At 63.4% G+C, this 17,114-nt stretch carries 13 protein-coding genes and 2 tRNA genes; 12 read left to right on the top strand and 3 right to left on the bottom strand.

Annotated features, from left to right (window positions below; all coding sequences use genetic code 11):
* Nucleotides 1-8: 8 nt before the first annotated feature.
* Nucleotides 9-326 carry a quaternary ammonium compound efflux SMR transporter SugE gene (gene sugE / locus CKW37_RS09440; protein ID WP_095155435.1) on the bottom strand — a complete coding sequence of 106 codons (318 nt, stop codon included), beginning with the start codon at nt 324-326 and terminating at the stop codon, nt 9-11.
* Between the two features lie 150 nt (nt 327-476).
* Nucleotides 477-1,397 (bottom strand): recombination-associated protein RdgC, encoded by a 921-nt coding sequence (gene rdgC / locus CKW37_RS09445; RefSeq protein ID WP_095155436.1) that lies wholly within the window; start codon nt 1,395-1,397, stop codon nt 477-479.
* Nucleotides 1,398-1,556: 159 nt separating this feature from the next.
* On the opposite strand from rdgC, the gene CKW37_RS09450 reads away from it, so the two are divergent.
* The 12 genes from CKW37_RS09450 (at nt 1,557) to CKW37_RS09505 (ending at nt 15,064) form a co-directional block, all read left to right on the top strand.
* Nucleotides 1,557-1,632 (top strand) — tRNA-Val (locus tag CKW37_RS09450).
* Nucleotides 1,633-1,645: 13 nt separating this feature from the next.
* Nucleotides 1,646-1,722: transfer RNA gene (locus tag CKW37_RS09455), tRNA-Asp, on the top strand.
* A 335-nt stretch (nt 1,723-2,057) separates the two neighbouring features.
* On the top strand, nt 2,058-6,062 hold the full coding sequence (locus tag CKW37_RS09460) for a bifunctional nitrate reductase/sulfite reductase flavoprotein subunit alpha (RefSeq protein WP_095155437.1): 4,005 nt from the start codon (nt 2,058-2,060) through the stop codon (nt 6,060-6,062).
* Between the two features lie 304 nt (nt 6,063-6,366).
* The gene (gene nirB / locus CKW37_RS09465) at nt 6,367-8,925 is read left to right on the top strand and encodes a nitrite reductase large subunit NirB (RefSeq protein WP_095155438.1); all 2,559 of its coding nucleotides are present in this window, start codon (nt 6,367-6,369) and stop codon (nt 8,923-8,925) included.
* Nucleotides 8,925-9,284 (top strand): nitrite reductase small subunit NirD, encoded by a 360-nt coding sequence (nirD, locus tag CKW37_RS09470; protein ID WP_095155439.1) that lies wholly within the window; start codon nt 8,925-8,927, stop codon nt 9,282-9,284. The genes nirB and nirD overlap by 1 nt, the downstream gene beginning before the upstream one ends.
* Before the next feature lie 119 nt (nt 9,285-9,403).
* Nucleotides 9,404-10,336: a pca operon transcription factor PcaQ gene (gene pcaQ / locus CKW37_RS09475; protein WP_095155440.1), complete on the top strand. Its 933-nt coding sequence runs from the start codon at nt 9,404-9,406 to the stop codon at nt 10,334-10,336.
* A gap of 197 nt (nt 10,337-10,533) precedes the next feature.
* Complete coding sequence (locus CKW37_RS09480) at nt 10,534-11,292, top strand: FKBP-type peptidyl-prolyl cis-trans isomerase (protein WP_095155441.1); 759 nt, start codon at nt 10,534-10,536, stop codon at nt 11,290-11,292.
* 251 nt (nt 11,293-11,543) lie between these two features.
* The gene (locus CKW37_RS09485) at nt 11,544-11,984 is read left to right on the top strand and encodes a YkvA family protein (RefSeq protein ID WP_095155442.1); all 441 of its coding nucleotides are present in this window, start codon (nt 11,544-11,546) and stop codon (nt 11,982-11,984) included.
* Between the two features lie 101 nt (nt 11,985-12,085).
* Nucleotides 12,086-12,430 carry a helix-turn-helix transcriptional regulator gene (locus CKW37_RS09490; protein ID WP_095155443.1) on the top strand — a complete coding sequence of 115 codons (345 nt, stop codon included), beginning with the start codon at nt 12,086-12,088 and terminating at the stop codon, nt 12,428-12,430.
* Complete coding sequence (locus CKW37_RS09495) at nt 12,427-12,795, top strand: hypothetical protein (RefSeq protein WP_095155444.1); 369 nt, start codon at nt 12,427-12,429, stop codon at nt 12,793-12,795. Before CKW37_RS09490 ends, CKW37_RS09495 begins: the two co-directional genes overlap by 4 nt.
* Nucleotides 12,796-13,070: 275 nt before the next feature.
* Nucleotides 13,071-13,397: a hypothetical protein gene (locus tag CKW37_RS09500; RefSeq protein WP_095155445.1), complete on the top strand. Its 327-nt coding sequence runs from the start codon at nt 13,071-13,073 to the stop codon at nt 13,395-13,397.
* A 26-nt stretch (nt 13,398-13,423) separates the two neighbouring features.
* A complete protein-coding gene (locus CKW37_RS09505) occupies nt 13,424-15,064 on the top strand; it encodes a hypothetical protein (protein WP_095155446.1) in 1,641 nt (546 codons plus the stop codon).
* Between the two features lie 167 nt (nt 15,065-15,231).
* Here the strand turns inward: CKW37_RS09505 and CKW37_RS09510 are convergent, their stop codons facing one another.
* Nucleotides 15,232-16,989, bottom strand: coding sequence for a bifunctional diguanylate cyclase/phosphodiesterase (locus tag CKW37_RS09510; RefSeq protein ID WP_095155447.1), 1,758 nt, complete (start codon nt 16,987-16,989; stop codon nt 15,232-15,234).
* Between the last annotated feature and the right edge of the window lie 125 nt (nt 16,990-17,114).

Raw genomic sequence — 17,114 nt, forward strand, 5'->3', positions numbered from 1 at the left:
GAAGAAGGTCAGCTTGCGCTGACCTTCAATCCAATCAGGCCGGCGACGATCAGCGCAACGCTGAGCAGTCGCACCAGCGCCATGGATTCACCGAACAGGATGATCCCGGCGATGACCGTACCCACCGCGCCGACACCGGTCCAGATTGCATAGGCGGTGCCCAGCGGCAATTCCTTCATGGCAAGACCGAGCAAGCCAAGGCTGACAGCCATGGCGGCGACGGTAAGGGCGGTGGGCAGGGGGCGGGTGAAGCCGTCGGTGTATTTCAGGCCGACAGCCCAGCCGACTTCGAAAAGGCCGGCGAAAAACAGAATGATCCAGGACATGCTCGTTACTCCATCAGGTGATGGGGCCGTCCCCGGATGGTCACGCGGTGCGTCGCGAGGCCGTCCTCGCAGTGCGCAGTATAGTGCACAGTCTTGGTGCGAAGGGCAAACAGGATGTAGGCGGGGCCGCAACTGCGGCCCCGCGCTTCATCAGATGCCTTGCGGAATATCTTCACCGCCCAGCGCTTCGAACAGCGCCGGCAGGAACTCGGTGAAGGTCAGCATCATCAGGGTGAAGCTGGCATCGAGCTGGCCCAGGGCCTCCTCGCCACCGTCTTCCTCGGCCTGATCCTGCAGCAGTTCTTCGAACTTCAGGCGCTTGATGACCATCTTGTCGTCGAGGACGAACGACAGTTTGTCTTGCCAGGCCAGGGACAGTTGCGTGACTTGCTTGCCGGTGCCCAGGTGCATCTGGATCTCGTCGCTGGTCAGGTCCTGGCGCTTGCAGCGGACGATGCCGCCGTCTTCGTGGGTGTCGCGTAGTTCGCATTCGTCCAGGACATAGAAGTCCGGGGCGGCTTTCTGGCTTTTCACCCAGTCGGTCATGGTGGCGGTCGGGGCGATCTTCACGGTCACCGGACGCACCGGCAGCGAGCCGATCACTTCACGCAGGGTCGACAGCAGGTCTTCGGCGCGCTTGGCGCTGGCCGAGTTGACCAGCACCAGGCCCAGCTTCGGCGCGATGGCGGCGAAGACCATGGCGCGGCGGATAAAGGCACGCGGCAGGAAGGCCTGGATGATCTCGTCCTTGATCTGGTCGCGTTCCTTCTTGTAGACCTTGCGCATTTGCTCGGCCTCGATCTCTTCGACCTTCTCCTTGACCGCATCGCGCACGACGCTGCCGGGCAGGATGCGCTCTTCCTTGCGCGCGGCGATCAGCAGGAAGTCACCACTGACATGCACCAGCGGCGCGTCTTCGCCTTTGCCGAAGGGGGCGACAAAACCGTAGGTGGTCAACTCCTGGCTGGCGCATGGGCGAGCGGGCTTGGTGGCCAGTGCAGTTTCCAGTGCTTCGGCATCGAACGGGATGTCCTGGGTCAGGCGGTAGCTCAGCAGGTTTTTGAACCACATGGGGCGGATCACTCCTCTCTATATAAGGGGGGCATTATTCTCCGACGGACCCGCTGAGGCCAACCCCGCTAAGTCGTTGGAACGCCTGAAAAATTTTTTTCAAAAAGTGCTTTACAGACCTTGGGGTGCTCCGTAGAATGCGCGCCACACCGAGACGAAGGGTGATTAGCTCAGCCGGGAGAGCATCTGCCTTACAAGCAGAGGGTCGGCGGTTCGATCCCGTCATCACCCACCACTCAGTGTTAAGCGCAGCGGTAGTTCAGTCGGTTAGAATACCGGCCTGTCACGCCGGGGGTCGCGGGTTCGAGTCCCGTCCGCTGCGCCATATTCAACTTCCAGGGCCCACTGAACACCCGGAAGTTACAAAGAAAGCGACCTTAGGGTCGCTTTTTTTGTGCCTGCGATTTCTCCCGCACACCATGCCGCGCCTTGGTGCACAGCTCACCATCACGGTGCAGCCATTTCCTTACGCCAGACCGCCACGCCCAATGAATCAGGGCTTCGAGCACTCTGGCGCGCACCTTGCTTTCAACTGCCTATCAGGCAATCAACGTCGATTGCCCCGTTCACGACAAAGGCGCCGTGCTGCTTCCCCTGTTTTCAGGGCGGAGCGGCATGGCGCCTTTTTGTTTTTGTGCAAAAGGCAGGGGAGTCAGGGCCATGACCAGCACGACGGTGCGCAGTGTCTGTCCGTATTGCGGTGTCGGTTGCGGCATCGTCATGAGCGTGACCGACAACCGGGTGACCAAGGTCAGCGGTGACAAGCAGCACCCGAGCAATTTCGGCCGGCTCTGCACCAAAGGGCTGAGCTGCCATCAGCCGCTGCGCGAGTCCGGGCGCATGGAATGGGCTTTTCTGCGCGATCAGCGTCAGCGCGACCCGGTGCGTCTGGGGATCGATCAGGCCATCGAGCAGACCGCCCGCCGCCTGCGCGCAATCATCGACCGCGACGGGCCGGACGCCGTGGCGTTGTATGTGTCCGGGCAGATGTCGCTGGAGGCCCAGTACCTGGCTAACAAGCTGGTGAAGGGCTTTATCCGCAGCCGGAATATCGAATCCAACTCGCGCCTGTGCATGGCCAGCGCTGGCAGCGGCTACAAGTTGTCGCTGGGCGCGGACGGCCCGCCGGGCAGCTATCAGGACTTTGAACACGCCGAGGTGTTCTTCGTCATCGGCGCCAATATGGCCGACTGTCATCCGATCCTTTTCCTGCGTCTGCTCGACCGGCTCAAGGCTGGCGCGCGGCTGATCGTCGTCGATCCGCGACGCAGCGCCACCGCCGACAAGGCCGGCCTGTTCCTGCAGATCCGTCCCGGCACCGACCTCGCCCTGATCAACGGCCTGCTGCACCTGCTGCACGAAAACGGCCATACCGATAACGACTTCATCGCCCGCTACACCGAGGGCTGGGACGAGATGCCGGCTTTCCTCGGCGATTACACGCCGGCGCGGGTTGCTGAAATCACCGGTTTGGCTGAAGCCGATATCCGCCAGGCCGCCGCCTGGATCGGTGCGGCGAAGGACTGGATGAGCTGCTGGACCATGGGCCTTAACCAGAGCATCCACGGCACCTGGCACACTAATGCGCTGTGCAATCTGCACCTGGCAACCGGAACGATTTGCCGTCCTGGCAGCGGACCGTTCTCGCTGACCGGCCAGCCCAATGCCATGGGCGGAAGGGAAATGGGCTACATGGGCCCCGGCCTTCCCGGGCAGCGTTCGGCGCTGGTCGAGGCCGATCGTCAGTTCGTCGAAGGCCTCTGGAACATTGCGCCGGGCAGCCTGCGCGCTGAAGGCGGCGAGGGCACCATCGGCCTGTTCGAGCAGATGGCGGCGGGCGAGGTGAAAGCCTGCTGGATTATCTGCAGCAACCCGGTGGCCAGTGTCGCTAACCGCCAGCGGGTAATCGACGGCCTGCGCGCGGCGGAACTGGTGATCAGCCAGGACGCTTTTCTCGACACCGAAACCAATCGCTACGCCGACATCCTTCTTCCCGCCGCGCTGTGGGCCGAATCCGAAGGCGTGATGATCAATTCCGAACGCAACCTGACCCTTACCGCCAAGGCGGTGGATGCCCCCGGCGATAGTCTGCCGGACTGGCAGATCATTGCCCGGGTAGCCTGTGCCATGGGCTACGCCGAGGGTTTCAGCTATGCCAGCGCCGAAGCGGTATTCGAGGAAATCCGCCAGGCCTGGAACCCGGCGACCGGCTACGACCTGCGCGGCCTCGATTATCCGCAACTGCGGGAAGGCCCGCGGCAATGGCCGTGCGAGCCGGGGCGGGCCGATCGCCGCAGTCCGCTGCGCTACCTCAATGACGGGCTGAGCCAGACGCCACGCGACGGTGTCGATGGTCAACGCCCGGCCATCGTTTTTGCTACCGCCAGCGGCAAGGCCCGATTCTTCGCCCGGCCCTGGCTGCCGCCTTCCGAATTACCGGATGAGTCCTACCCGCTGGTGCTCAATACCGGCCGTGTCCAGCACCAGTGGCACACCCTGACCAAGACCGGCAAGGTCGCCAGCCTGAACAAGCTCGAGCCTGGGCCGTTCCTCGAAATCAACCCCGAAGACGCCGCCGCCCTGGGCATCGCCGACAAGGATCAGGTCCAGGTCAGTTCCCGTCGCGGCCAGGCCGTGCTGCCGGCGCGGGTCAGTACACGGGTGATGGCGGGCAACTGCTTCGCGCCGTTTCACTGGAACGACCTGTACGGCGAGCAACTGGCGATCAACGCCGTGACCTGCGATGCCGTGGACCCGATTTCCCTGCAACCGGCGTTCAAGCACTGTGCGGTGGCGCTGACCCGGGTCAGCGGCGAGCGCATCGATGCACTTCAACTGAATCCCGTCATTACCAAGGAGGCCGGGCTGATGCCGACCGACACCTTGCGCCAGGTCCTGGGCCTGGGTGCGCCCCCCGCGTTGGCCCTGGCCGAAAGCGAACAACAGTATTTGCATGGCTTCCTGCTCGGACTCGGCGCGGCGACGCCCGGTGGGGTGCCGGTACTGCCCGCCAATGCGCCCCTCGCCCCGGCGCGGCGCCTGTTTGTCGATGGGCTGCTGGCCGGGATGTATTCCCGCGGTGAGGCGCCGGCCAGCAGCGGGCGCAGCGAGCTCGCGGCGATTGAGCAAAAGCCCTCGCACCTGGTGCTCTGGGCCTCCCAGACCGGCAACAGCCAGACCCTCGCCGAGCGTTGCGCCAGCCACCTGCGGGAGGCGGGGCTGAGCGTGCACCTGGACTGCATGGAAGCGGCGAAGCCGGCGCAGGTCGGCGAAGCCGCCAGCTTGTTGTTGATCACCAGCACCTTCGGCGATGGCGAAGCGCCCGACAGCGCCACCACCTTCTGGCAGGCGCTGCAGGATGACGCCGCCTGGGCGAAGCGACCTTATGCAGTGCTGGCCCTGGGCGATTCCAGCTACGACCAGTTCTGCGGTTTCGGGCGAAAACTTGATCAGCGTCTGACTGAGCTGGGTGGCGAGCGCCTGCTGGAACGGGTCGATTGCGAGCCGGATTTCGATGAGCCCTTCGCCAGTTGGCTGCAGGCGCTGACGGCAAAACTCGCCGAAGCGCCGGTGCCGGTCGCCGAGGTGGCAAAGCCGGCGTTCGGCAAAAGCCATCCGCTGCCCGCGCAACTGCTGGAAAACCGCGTGCTCAATGGGCCGGGGGCGAGCAAGGAAACCCGGCAGATCGTCTTTGACCTTGGCGACAGCGGGCTGAGTTACCAGGCGGGCGATGCGCTGGGTGTCTGGCCGCGCAACTGTCCGCAACTGGTGGAGGAGTTCCTGCGTTGCAGCGGGCTGGACGGTGATGCGGTGGTCAACCTCAAGGAACCGATGCCGTTGGCTGTGGCGCTGGACGAGCACCTGGATATCACCCGCATCACCCCGCAGGTGTTGGCCAAAGTGTCCGGGCTGCCCGGTGACAAGGCCGCGTTGAATGACTGGCTCTGGGGACGGCAGTTGGTCGATCTGCTCGCAGAATTTCCCTTGAACCTTTCCCAGACAGGGTGGCTGGCGCTGCTCAAACCGTTGCAGCCGCGGCTGTACTCCATCAGTTCCAGCCCGAAGCTGCACCCGACGCAGGTGCACCTGACCATGTCCACCGTGCGCTTTGGTCAGCGCAAAGGCGTTTGCTCCAGCTACCTCGCGGATCGCGCCGAAAACCTGAGGGTGGAGATTTTCCCGCAGCCGTCGGCGAGTTTTCGGTTGCCGGCGGATGATGGCGTGCCGGTGATCATGGTTGGCCCCGGCACCGGGATTGCGCCGTTTCGCGCGTTTCTGCAGGAGCGGGAGGCGCGGCAGGCCAAGGGGCGTAACTGGCTGTTCTTCGGTGAGCAGCGGGAGGCCTGTGATTTCTACTACCGCGATGAGCTGATGGCGTGGTGTGAGAGCGGTGTTCTGACTCGACTGGATACGGCGTTTTCGCGGGATCAAGCGGAAAAGATCTACGTGCAACAGCGCATGCGTGAACAGGGCGCGCTGTTGTGGCAATGGCTGGAAGAGGGCGCCTGCTTCTATGTGTGTGGCGATGGGGCGCGGATGGCCAAGGATGTGGATGCCGCGCTGAAAGAGGTGATCGCCGTGCAGGGTGGGATGAGTGCCGAGGATGCTGCGCTCTATGTCGCGCAGATGGGGCGGGACAAGCGTTATCTGCGGGATGTCTATTGAGGCCAACCGGGCCGACTCGGTAGGAGCGAGCTTGCTCGCGAAGCAGCCCCATTAGGGTTCACCTCCGGAATGAATTGCACCAGCGTGGTTCGATTTCCCCACGGTTTCTCTGCAATTTCCCTGATTTCCCCACTTGGCACACTCCCTGCTTTTACAACTCCACAACGTCCCAGGTGGTCAACGTCGATCACCGCTACGGACTACATAACGATTCAAGACCAGGCAAAGGCGCCTGGAGCTTCGGCTCCAGGCGCCTTTTTTTGTGTTTTTTTCGGGGTACGCCCCGCACCGTGAGGATCCGCACATGAACGCCATCGCGTCCATCGAACAACGAGAAAAGCTGGTCATCGTCGGCAACGGCATGGTGGGCCACCATTGCGTCGAACACCTGATCGAGCGCGGCGCCCTGGCCCGTTTCGAGGTGCGGGTGTTTGGCGAAGAGCGTCAGCGCGCCTACGACCGGGTGCACCTGTCGGAGTATTTCAGTGGCAGCGACGCCGAGGCGCTGGCGCTGGGCGAGGCGGGGTTGTACGCCGAGCATGGCATTGCCCTGCACCTGGGCGAGACGGTGCTGGAGCTGGACCGCGAGCGTCGCGAAGTGGTGACGGCCGAGGGCCGTTACCCCTACGACCGGCTGATCCTGGCCACCGGCTCCTATCCCTTCGTGCCGCCGATCCAGGGTTCGGAAGGCGCGGCGCGCCTGGTCTACCGGACCCTCGATGACCTTGACGCCATCCGCGACGCCGCCACCAACGCCCGGCGCGGCGTGGTGGTGGGCGGGGGCCTGCTCGGGCTGGAGGCGGCCAACGCGCTCAAGTCCCTCGGCCTGGAAGCCCATGTGGTGGAATTCGCGCCGCGGCTGATGCCGGTGCAATTGGACAGCGAAGGCGGCGCGGCCCTGCGTGCGCAGATCGAGGCGCTGGGCGTCGGCGTGCACACCTCGCGGGCGACCCAGGCGATCGTCGAGGGCCAGGACTACCGCTACCGCATGAACTTCGACGGCGGCGAGAGCCTTGAGACCGACCTGATCGTGTTCTCCGCCGGCATCCGGCCGCAGGACGCTCTGGCCCGTGGTTGCGGCCTGGAGATCGCCCCGCGCGGCGGCGTGGTCATCGACGGCGAATGCCGCTCCAGCGACCCGCGCATCTACGCCATTGGCGAATGCGCGTCCTGGAACGGCAGCGTCTTTGGTCTGGTGGCGCCCGGCTACAACATGGCCCGCAACCTCGCGGCGGCACTGGCGGGGCAGTCGTTCAGCGCCTTCGAGGGCGCCGACATGTCCACCAAGCTCAAGCTGCTCGGCGTGGACGTCGGCTCCATCGGCGACGCCCACGGCGCCACGCCCGGTGCGCGCAGCTATCGCTTTATCGACGAGGCCGGCAGCGCTTACCGCCGGCTGGTGCTGGACCCCAGCGGCAAGCGGGTGATCGGTGCGGTGCTGGTGGGCGACAACAGCTATTACGACACCCTGCTGCAATACGTGCAGAACGGCATCGCGGTGCCGGCCGATCCGTCGTCGCTGATCCTGCCGCAATCGGCCGGCGCCCCGGCCCTCGGCGCCGACGCGCTGCCGGATACGGCGACCATCTGCTCTTGCCACAACGTCAGTAAAGGCGCGGTCTGCGCCGCCATCGACAGCGGTTGCAGCGACCTCGCCGCAGTCAAGGGCTGCACCAAGGCTGCCACCGGTTGCGGCGGCTGCGCGGCGCTGCTCAAGCAGGTGTTCGAACATGAACTGACTGCCCGTGGCGTGACCGTGGACAAGAGCCTCTGCGAACACTTTTCCTACACCCGCCAGGAGCTTTACGCGCTGGTGCGGGTCGAGGGCATCCGCAGCTTCGATGAGCTGCTCGATCGCCACGGCAAGGGTCACGTCGGCTGCGATATCTGCAAGCCCACCGTAGGCTCGATCCTCGCGTCGTGCTGGAATCAGCCGATCATGGACCCGGCGCTGGTGCCGTTGCAGGACACCAACGACACCTTCATGGCCAACATGCAGAAGAACGGCACCTACTCGGTGGTGCCGCGGATTCCCGGCGGCGAAATCACCCCGGACAAGCTGATCGTGATCGGTGAAGTGGCGAAGAAATACGACCTCTACACCAAGATCACCGGCGGCCAGCGCATCGACCTGTTCGGCGCCCAGTTGCATGAACTGCCGCTGATCTGGGAAGAGCTGATCGCCGCCGGTTTCGAGACCGGCCACGCCTACGGCAAATCGACCCGCACGGTGAAGTCCTGCGTCGGCAGCACCTGGTGCCGCTACGGCGTGCAGGACAGCGTGAAAATGGCCTTGCTGCTGGAGGACCGCTACAAGGGCCTGCGCTCGCCGCACAAGCTCAAGTTCGCGGTGTCTGGCTGCACCCGCGAGTGCGCCGAGGCGCAGAGCAAGGACATCGGCGTGATCGCCACCGAGAAGGGCTGGAACCTCTACGTCTGCGGTAACGGTGGCATGCGCCCGCGGCATGCCGAACTGTTCGCCACCGACCTCGACGACGACAGCCTGGTGCGCCTCATCGACCGCGTGCTGATGTTCTACATCCGCACCGCCGACAAGCTGCAGCGCACTTCGGTCTGGCGCGAGGGGCTGGAGGGCGGGCTGGACTACCTCAAGCAGGTGATCCTCGACGACAGCCTGGGCCTTGCCGCCGAGCTGGAAGCGCAGATGCAGCATGTGGTCGACCGCTACGAATGCGAGTGGGCCAACGCCCTGAAAGACCCGGAAAAGCTCAAGCGCTTCCGCACCTTCGTCAACGACCACCGCGCCGATCCGGGCGTGCATTTCGTCCGCGAGCGCGGCCAGCGCCGGCCGATTGCTGCGGCTGAACTCCATTTGATCCCGACCACCGAGGAGGTGCTCTGATGAACCTGTCGAACGTAGCGGTGCAAACGCCAACCCAATGGACCCCGGTGTGCGCCGAAACCGACCTGGTGGCCCAGTCGGGGGTGGTGGTATGGCATGAGGGCGCGCAGGTGGCGTTGTTCTATGTGCCGGGTGCCGAGACCGAAGTGCATGCGCTGGACAACCATGACCCGCGCTCTGGTGCCAATGTGATCGGGCGTGGCCTGATCGGCAGCCTGAAGGGCGAACTGGTGGTGGCGTCGCCGTTGTACAAGCAGCATTTCTCTCTACGCGACGGGCGCTGCCTGGAGGATGACGGGCAGGCGTTGCGCGTCTGGGCGGTGCGGGTGAATGAGGGGCGGGTGGAGATCGGCGCTTGATCGCAGTTGCAAGCCGCAAGCTACAAGGTACATGGGGAAAGCAGCGGCGACGCCGGCCGCTGTTTCTTACAGCTTGAAGCTTGCAACTTGAGGCTCGGAAGCCGATAAACTCCCCACCCATGAACCTCGACACCCGAATCAAATTTCGCCACCTCCTGTGCTTTCTCGAAATTGCCCGTCAGGGCAGTTTCGCCAAGGCCGCCGATGCCGTGGCCATCACCCAGCCGGCGATTTCCAAGACCCTCAAGGAACTGGAAGACCTGCTCCAGACCCGCCTGTTCGAACGCGGTCGCCAGGGCGTCGAACTGACCCCGGCCGGGGTCCGTTTCATGCGCTACGCCGGGCCTTGCGTGCAGGCGCTGCGTGAAGGGGTCAGCACCTTGCGCGGCGAAGAACACGCGCCGCCGCAGGTGCGGGTCGGCGTGCTTTCCACCGTGGAAAGCCTGCTGATGCCGGAAGCCCTCTGCCGCCTGCACCAACGGCATGCCGCCCTGGTGGTCAGTGTCGCCACGGGGCCGAGCGCGCACCTGCTGGCGCAATTGCATGTCGGTGAGCTGGATCTGGTGATCGGTCGCATGACCGACAGCCCGCAAATCCAGGGCCTGTTGTTCGAGCACCTGTACAGCGAATCAATGTCGCTGGTGGTGCGTCCCGGCCATCCATTGCTGGCGCGCCTGCCGATCGAGCGCAGCCAGCTCGGCGACTATCCCTTGGTGCTGCCGTTGGCCGGCACCACCATTCGCAAGCATGCCGACAGCCTGTTCGTGCAATGCGCCATCGAGCAGCCGCGCCAGCGTTTGGAAACCCTGTCACCGGCCCTGAGCCGGCGTTATGTGCAGGGCAGCGATGCGATCTGGGTGGCGCCGCGCGACGCCGTGCGGGTCGATCTGGACCGCGGCGAGTTGTGCGAGCTGGACCTGGGCGTCAGCGAGCCGGGCGGCTCGGTGGGGATCTGCAGCAATGCTGCCTTGCCACTGCCGTTGCCAGCGCAATGGCTGTGTGAAGTGTTGCGTGAAGTTGCAGCGCAATACCGCGACGGCGACTATCCGTAAAGCCCGGCAAAGGCACATTTGCCCGGGGCGGACCTTCCATACTGGCCCTGTGCCGGATGCTTGCATGAAGACCTGTTCATCTTGCTGAACTTCTAGGACTTTTCTCGTTCCTATTGCCGGTAGCCATTGGTCGTGGCCGCCTGATATTCTCGCGGCTTTACCCGATTGCCCCTTTGGCGCATGAACAAGGAAATAGCATGAAACAGCATCGGTTGGCGGCTGCGGTTGCCCTGGTTAGCCTGGTCCTGGCGGGTTGCGATTCGCAGACCAGCGTCGAGCTGAAAACCCCGGCACAGAAAGCCTCCTACGGTATCGGCCTGAACATGGGCAAGAGCCTGGCTCAGGAAGGCATGGACGACCTCGATTCCAAGGCTGTTGCCCAGGGCATCGAAGACGCCGTAGGCAAGAAAGAGCAGCGTCTCAAGGACGAAGAGCTGATCGAAGCCTTCGCCGCCTTGCAGAAGCGCGCTGAAGAGCGCCTGACCAAGATGAGCGAAGAGTCCGCCGCGGCTGGCAAGAAATTCCTCGAAGAGAACGGCAAGAAGACCGGTGTCGTTACCACCGCTTCGGGCCTGCAGTACGAAATCGTCGAGAAGGCCGACGGCGTCCAGCCCAAGCCGACCGACGTGGTGACTGTTCACTACGAAGGCAAACTGATCGATGGCAAGGTGTTCGACAGCTCCGTCGAGCGCGGCAGCCCGATCGATCTGCCGGTCAGCGGCGTGATCCCGGGCTGGGTTGAAGGCCTGCAACTGATGCACGTTGGCGAGAAGGTCAAGCTGTTCATCCCGGCTGACCTGGCCTACGGCGCACAGAGCCCGAGCCCGATGATTCCGGCCAACTCGGTTCTGGTCTTCGACCTGGAACTGCTGGGCATCAAGGATCAGGCCAAGCTGGATGCTCCGGAAGCACCGGAAGCTCCTGCGCAAGTACCAGCGGAAGCACCTGCCAAGTAATTCGGCCGCTGCTGTTGTCCAACGCCCCGTCATGACGGGGCGTTGTCGTTTGTGCGGGACGCAAGGGGCGCTTGCGGCCAGATTGTGAAGCCCTTCGCAAAACGATTGCGCATTGAAACAAGTGTGTAAAAAACGCCCGATTTAACCCCGGGCCTTGCCCACCGGGATTCGCGGGCCTAAAAAGAGGCTCTGTTCACAAGGTTATCCACAATTAATGTGGATAACCTTCCGGCATTGCCGTTGGAGGTCACATGAAAGCACCGTGGAATTTCGCTCGCTTCCTGCCCCTGGCCGAACGCCTGCTCAGTCGCGGCCGTTTGCCGGCGCTGCTGTTCGCCGTCGCCCGCAAAGGCCCGCGGCTGGGCCAGCTCAAGGACGATGTGCGGCTGTTGCAGGCGCTCTGCGTCGCTTGGTGGCGCGGCGAGTACCGGGCCATCAGTCCAAAGGCGCTGGTGACCATCGTGGCGGGCCTGCTGTATTTCGTCAGCCCGCTGGACGCCATTCCTGACTGGCTGCTCGGCGTCGGCCTGCTCGACGACATTGCCGTGCTGGGCTGGGTGCTCAAGACCGTGAGTGATGAACTGGACGCTTTCCGTGCCTGGCGCGAGCGTCAAACTCCGGAAAAACTGCGGGTGGTCGAACGCCTGCCAGACACCCCGGAAGCCCTGCGCCTGGAGCAGAACCGGCACTGAGTAAAACCGGGCTGCTGCAATTCCCCCGTTGGCTGGTAATATTATTGGCATAACGATTATGCCTACAGATTACATGCGAGAAGTCCGACAAGGGGGTTGTGATGGCTATTCAGGTTATTAGCCGAGACGGTCAACCCGAGTACGCGGTTGTTCCCTGGGACCACTATCAGGCGTTACTCAAGGCGGCGGGTCAGCCGGAGGCCGTATCTCCGGCCGCGCAGACCGCCATTGAAGCACCCTCCGAACCGGCCAGCCTGCCTTTGTTGAGCGAGCTGGCCGTATTGCGTCAGGCCAAGGGCCTGGCGGCGGAGCAACTGGCCCGGAGCGTTGGCATCAGCCCGCACTACCTGGCCATGATCGAAAGCGGTGAGCGCCTGCCCGACTCGGCGATTCGCCGCAGCCTGGCGTGGGAGCTGGGGTTGCCGGGCTGGAGCGATCCGTCATGAGCGCCGTGCGGATCAGCCGGCAGCACTGGGACGGGCTGCTCGGCGAGCTGGATGTCGCGCGCCGCCAGCGCCATCTGCTGACCTACCGCGCCCTGCTCGAACGTCTGCAACTGCCCAGCCCGGCGATGCAGACGCTGACCGCCGCCCTGGAGCACCTGGCGCTTCTGGATGCACGTGCCGAGCAGCCACTGCGCAGCTCGCTGGTGATCAGCCAGGGCGCCAGCCGGTTGCCGCGAACCGGCTTCTTCGAGTGTGTGGAGCGTCTGGGGCGTTTTTCCGGGCCCTCGGACGGCATGGCCGCAGCGTCGTGGCATGCCTCTGAAGTGGTGCGGGTCTTCGAGTTCAGTTACCCCGAAGAAGCCTGACGGTTTTTTCGCGCGTCTTCGGGGCTGCCCCTCGCCCTGACGTGGTGACGTGCGGGCCGGATTTTCCCACCAGAATGAAAACTTTTTCATCTTTCCTGACCGTTTATCGGAACTTTCCCGATAGTGGCAAGTCAATGGCGTCAAGATATTGAGTAGCCATCATTGTGGGTGGCGCGTTATCTCTCCAACGCCGGGTTCAGGGACGAACGTCAGCCATTCGTGGATGGCACGCTACCTTGAGTCGGGCCCATACCCCGCGACAAGGAAGCTTCCTCGTGAAACTCAAATTTCTCTCCCTGCTGTGCGCCGCCACGCTGTTGACTGGTTGCGGCAATGACGCCATCGAAGGCACCTTCCAGGTCCAGAGCAGCGTCATGGGTATGCAGATCAACGGCGGCCAGGCCGTACTCAAGTCCGACAGCATCGTCATCGAAGGCGACAAGTACGTGGTCGACGAGTGGGAACAGGCCGACGGCATGGTCACCGCCCGTGACAAGGACGGCCAGGCAATCATCCACGCCCGCGTGCTCGACGGCGGCAACCGCCTGCAAGTGGTCGGCGAGGGCAACCTGCTCAACGTCACCTTGGTTCGCGTCAAATGACTGTGCTCATTCACGGAGAGAAACGCATGCGCAAACTTCTGTTGCCCGCCGCCATTGGCCTGATCCTCACCGGTTGCGGTGGCTATGACGCCAAGGACCTCAAGTCGTCCGACGGTGACCGTTTCAACCCGGGCTCCCGCTACGCCGAGCGTGATGGCGGCAAGCCGGCCAACGGTTCGGTGACCCGTACCGAAAATGGCGTGAAGACTCTGGAATTCAGCGTCAAGGACGGTCGCGCCGATGGCAAGTGGGTGGCTCACGACGAGCAGGGCAACCTGACCCAGGACCTGGAACTGCGCGCCGGCGAATTCACCGGTTCGTCCACCGTGTACTGCACCAGCAAGGGCGACGAGAAGAAGCCGTCCATGACCATTGTGGTGAAAAGCGGTGTGCGCACCGACACCACCTTCGACTGCGCCACCGGCTTCAGCCTGCGCGAGACCGCGAAGATCGATGATCCGGGTACGCCGAATCACCGCAAGACCGTTGGCGAGCAGAAGGCCTGGCAAATCGTCGAGGGCAAGCAAGTGCTGCGCGGCGTCGAGCGTTACGCCACCGACGGCAGCGGCAAGCTCGAGGGCATCAGCGAGGTGTATTTCCCTTCCGGTGTCATTGGTGTGCGCAAGGCCTACAAGGCCGGCGAACTCAGCGGTCGCAGCGAAGAGTATTACCAACTCGAAGACGGTACTTCGCGTCTTGCCAAGGTGAACAACTACGTTAATGGCAAGCGCGATGGCGAGCAGCTTAGTTACTTCCGCGCGCCGTTCCCGGAAGGCACGGTCAAAGAGCGTCAGGACATCGTCAACGACAGCGAAAAGACCCTGACCACCTTCACCTACGGCAAGGCCAACGTCTACGAGCGCAGCTTGAACGACGGCGAGAACTACCAACTGGCGAAGATGCTTGAAGGCCGGCAACAGGGTTACGCCAACGAGGTGGCGGACCTGCAGGGCCTGGAATACCTGCTGACCAACAGCAAGGTCGATATCAACGCACCCCTTGATCAGTACGGCAACCGGCCGATTCACCGTGTCGCGGAAAACGCCTACGAGCTGATGATCAAGCTGGGCGCCGATGCCTCCAAGCAGTCGTTCAACGGCCAGAATCGCCTGATGCGCTGCATGACCAATGAACTGAGCTGCTCCGCCGACCACGTCCTGCGCCTGGCCGCCGAGCCGGCGGGCAAGCAGGTCGATCTGTACGGCAACACCCCGCTGCACCTGCTGTGCCGTTCGGCCAAGTTCATGGGCTTCCGCGAAAACACGAGTGCCGATGAGCGCCTGCTGAGCCTTGCCGCCAATCAGGACGTCAACGCCAAGGACTACCAGGGCAAGACCGCGTTGCACTACTGCATGAAGAAGAACCCGCAGTTCATCGACGGGCTGGTTGCCGCGGGCGCTGATCTGGATGCCGCCGACTACGCCGGCATCACCCCGATGCATGCGCTGTTCCTGGTCAACATTGACCTGGAGTCGATCGCTGGTAGCGCTTATCAGGTGAGCTGGAGTCAGGCGGCGGTAGAGAAGGCGGGTGGCTTGATGAGCCATTCCAAGTTCCGCTTCGACGCGCCATTCCCTGGTTTCCCGCAGGGTCTGAAGCAACTGATGATCGAAAACGGTGACGCGCAAGCCGCGATGACCGCCGATCGGGTCACGCCGAAGGCTTGAGCCGAACGCTGACAGAAAACCGGGGCCTGGCCCTAATGCCAGTCAGTTAAGCCTGTTGACACCCTTCGCGAGCAAGCTCGCTCCTACACTGTAGGAGCGAGCTTGCTCGCGAAGGGCTGCATAAAACGCTAACTGACTGACATTAGGCCTGGCCCCGGTTTTTTCGTTCAGGCGACAGCGGTATCGATCAGGTACAGGCTGTGGCCGGCGACATCCTTGGCGTGGTGCTTGGCCTGCGAGGCGAGGTCGGCCAACTGGTCGGCATCGAGCTGCGCGCAGGCTTCTGGGCGCAACTGCACGACGCCGATGGACAGCGACAGCAGAGGAAATTCCTGACGCTGGCCGAGGCGGTTGTGCGCAATGAAACAGCCGGCTTCCACATGCTCGGCGCGGTAGAAGCGCCGGCATTGCTTTTGAAAGTCCTCCAGCAGCACGTTCAGGCGCTGCTCCCAATCCAGTGAGCCGAGCACCAGCATGAAATCGTCGCCACCGATATGTCCGACGAAATCCCGGGCCGGATCCACCCGGTCATTCAGGCACTGGGCCAGGCACAACAAGACTTCATCGCCCCGGGCGTAGCCGTAGATATCGTTGAAGGGCTTGAAGCTGTCGATGTCGACGTAGCAGATTGCCGCCTTGCGCTGCTGCTGCAGCAAGCGGGTCAGGCACTGCTTGATCGGCACGTTGCCCGGCAGCAGGGTCAGCGGATTGGCATAGCGAGCCTGCTGGATCTTCTGCTCGGTGATCAGCTTGAGCACGTCAATGACCCGCCCCAGGCCAACGTAGCGGCCGAGGTGGGTAATGATGAAATCTTCCTCGATGCGCTGGCGGGCGCGGCTGGTGAGCAAGCGGCTGACGGTCTGCAACGATTGGGTCAGTTCCACGGCGAGGAAGTCCTCGTTCATCAGCCGGCTGATCGGCTTGCGCGCGAACAGGTCGGTGGCGAAGGGCTTGAGCAGCGCATCCGAGAGCGAGTGGCGGTGGACGATGCCACAAGGCCGCTGCTGCTCATCGAGCACCGCCAGCGAGTTGAGGTTGGCCTGACGACGGAACGCTTCCAGCACCTTCGGCGTGGCGGTACTGCCGGTGACCGCTGGTTGCTCGATCAGCAGGGCGCCGAGGTCCGAGGGTTCGTCGACCAGCGCCGGTACGCTGCTCGTCACCGGACCGGGCAGCAATTGCGCGGCGTCCCGTGGTGGTTGCTCCTGCGGGCGGCTGATGAAATAGCCCTGGACCAGGTCGACGCCCATCTCGGTCAGCACCGCCAGCTCCTCGGCCAGCTCGATGCCTTCGGCGATCACCTTGGCCCGCGAGGCCTTGGCGATCTGCAGGATGGAACCGACGAACTCGCGCTTCACCGCGTCCAGGTGGATGCCGTCGATGAAGTGGCGGTCGATCTTCACGTAGTCCGGGCGCAGCTCGGACCAGAGACGTAGGCTCGAATAGCCGGCACCGAGGTCGTCCAGGGCAATGGAAAAACCCATGTCGCGGTAATGGTGCAGGGCGTTGAACAGCAGTTGGAAGTCGTCGGTGGGGGTCTGCTCGGTCAGCTCGATGACCACCTGGCTGGCGGGGATGCCGAGGTTCTGCAACAGCTTGAGGGTCAGCCCGGACTGGTATTGCGGTTCGAGCAACGACTCGGGCGAGACGTTGAGGAACAGCTTGCCGTCCAGTTTCTGCTGGCTGAAGCGGCGGCAGGCGCTTTCCCGGCAGGCGATTTCCAGCTCGGTCAGGCGACCGGCGTGGCGTGCCACGGCGAACAAATTGATCGGCGAGTGCAACGGGCTGTTGGACGGGCCGCGGCTCAAGGCTTCGTAACCGAGGATGCGCCGTTCGGAGAGGCAGACGATGGGCTGGAACAGGCTGTGCAAGCCGCTTTGAGTCAGGATGGAACTCAACGCGCTGAGCTGTTCGGTCATGGTCATGTCGGGACTACCTTGAAAAAAAGGGACTGAGCGCCAGTGGTGCTCAGTCCCTTATTTCACGACAGTTTGATGACTGTTTAATGACGTAACGCTATGCGCTCATACTATTTCGCCATTATCGTTTC

The sequence above is a fragment of the Pseudomonas sp. Irchel 3E13 genome, from assembly GCF_900187455.1.
Taxonomy (GTDB): Bacteria; Pseudomonadota; Gammaproteobacteria; order Pseudomonadales; family Pseudomonadaceae; genus Aquipseudomonas.

Coding starts and splice junctions, on each gene's coding strand:
- sugE (WP_095155435.1), bottom strand. CDS start 326: ATGTCCTGGATCATTCTGTTTTTCGCCGGCCTTTTCGAAGTCGGCTGG.
- rdgC (WP_095155436.1), bottom strand. CDS start 1,397: ATGTGGTTCAAAAACCTGCTGAGCTACCGCCTGACCCAGGACATCCCG.
- CKW37_RS09460 (WP_095155437.1), top strand. CDS start 2,058: ATGACCAGCACGACGGTGCGCAGTGTCTGTCCGTATTGCGGTGTCGGT.
- nirB (WP_095155438.1), top strand. CDS start 6,367: ATGAACGCCATCGCGTCCATCGAACAACGAGAAAAGCTGGTCATCGTC.
- nirD (WP_095155439.1), top strand. CDS start 8,925: ATGAACCTGTCGAACGTAGCGGTGCAAACGCCAACCCAATGGACCCCG.
- pcaQ (WP_095155440.1), top strand. CDS start 9,404: ATGAACCTCGACACCCGAATCAAATTTCGCCACCTCCTGTGCTTTCTC.
- CKW37_RS09480 (WP_095155441.1), top strand. CDS start 10,534: ATGAAACAGCATCGGTTGGCGGCTGCGGTTGCCCTGGTTAGCCTGGTC.
- CKW37_RS09485 (WP_095155442.1), top strand. CDS start 11,544: ATGAAAGCACCGTGGAATTTCGCTCGCTTCCTGCCCCTGGCCGAACGC.
- CKW37_RS09490 (WP_095155443.1), top strand. CDS start 12,086: ATGGCTATTCAGGTTATTAGCCGAGACGGTCAACCCGAGTACGCGGTT.
- CKW37_RS09495 (WP_095155444.1), top strand. CDS start 12,427: ATGAGCGCCGTGCGGATCAGCCGGCAGCACTGGGACGGGCTGCTCGGC.
- CKW37_RS09505 (WP_095155446.1), top strand. CDS start 13,424: ATGCGCAAACTTCTGTTGCCCGCCGCCATTGGCCTGATCCTCACCGGT.
- CKW37_RS09510 (WP_095155447.1), bottom strand. CDS start 16,989: ATGACCATGACCGAACAGCTCAGCGCGTTGAGTTCCATCCTGACTCAA.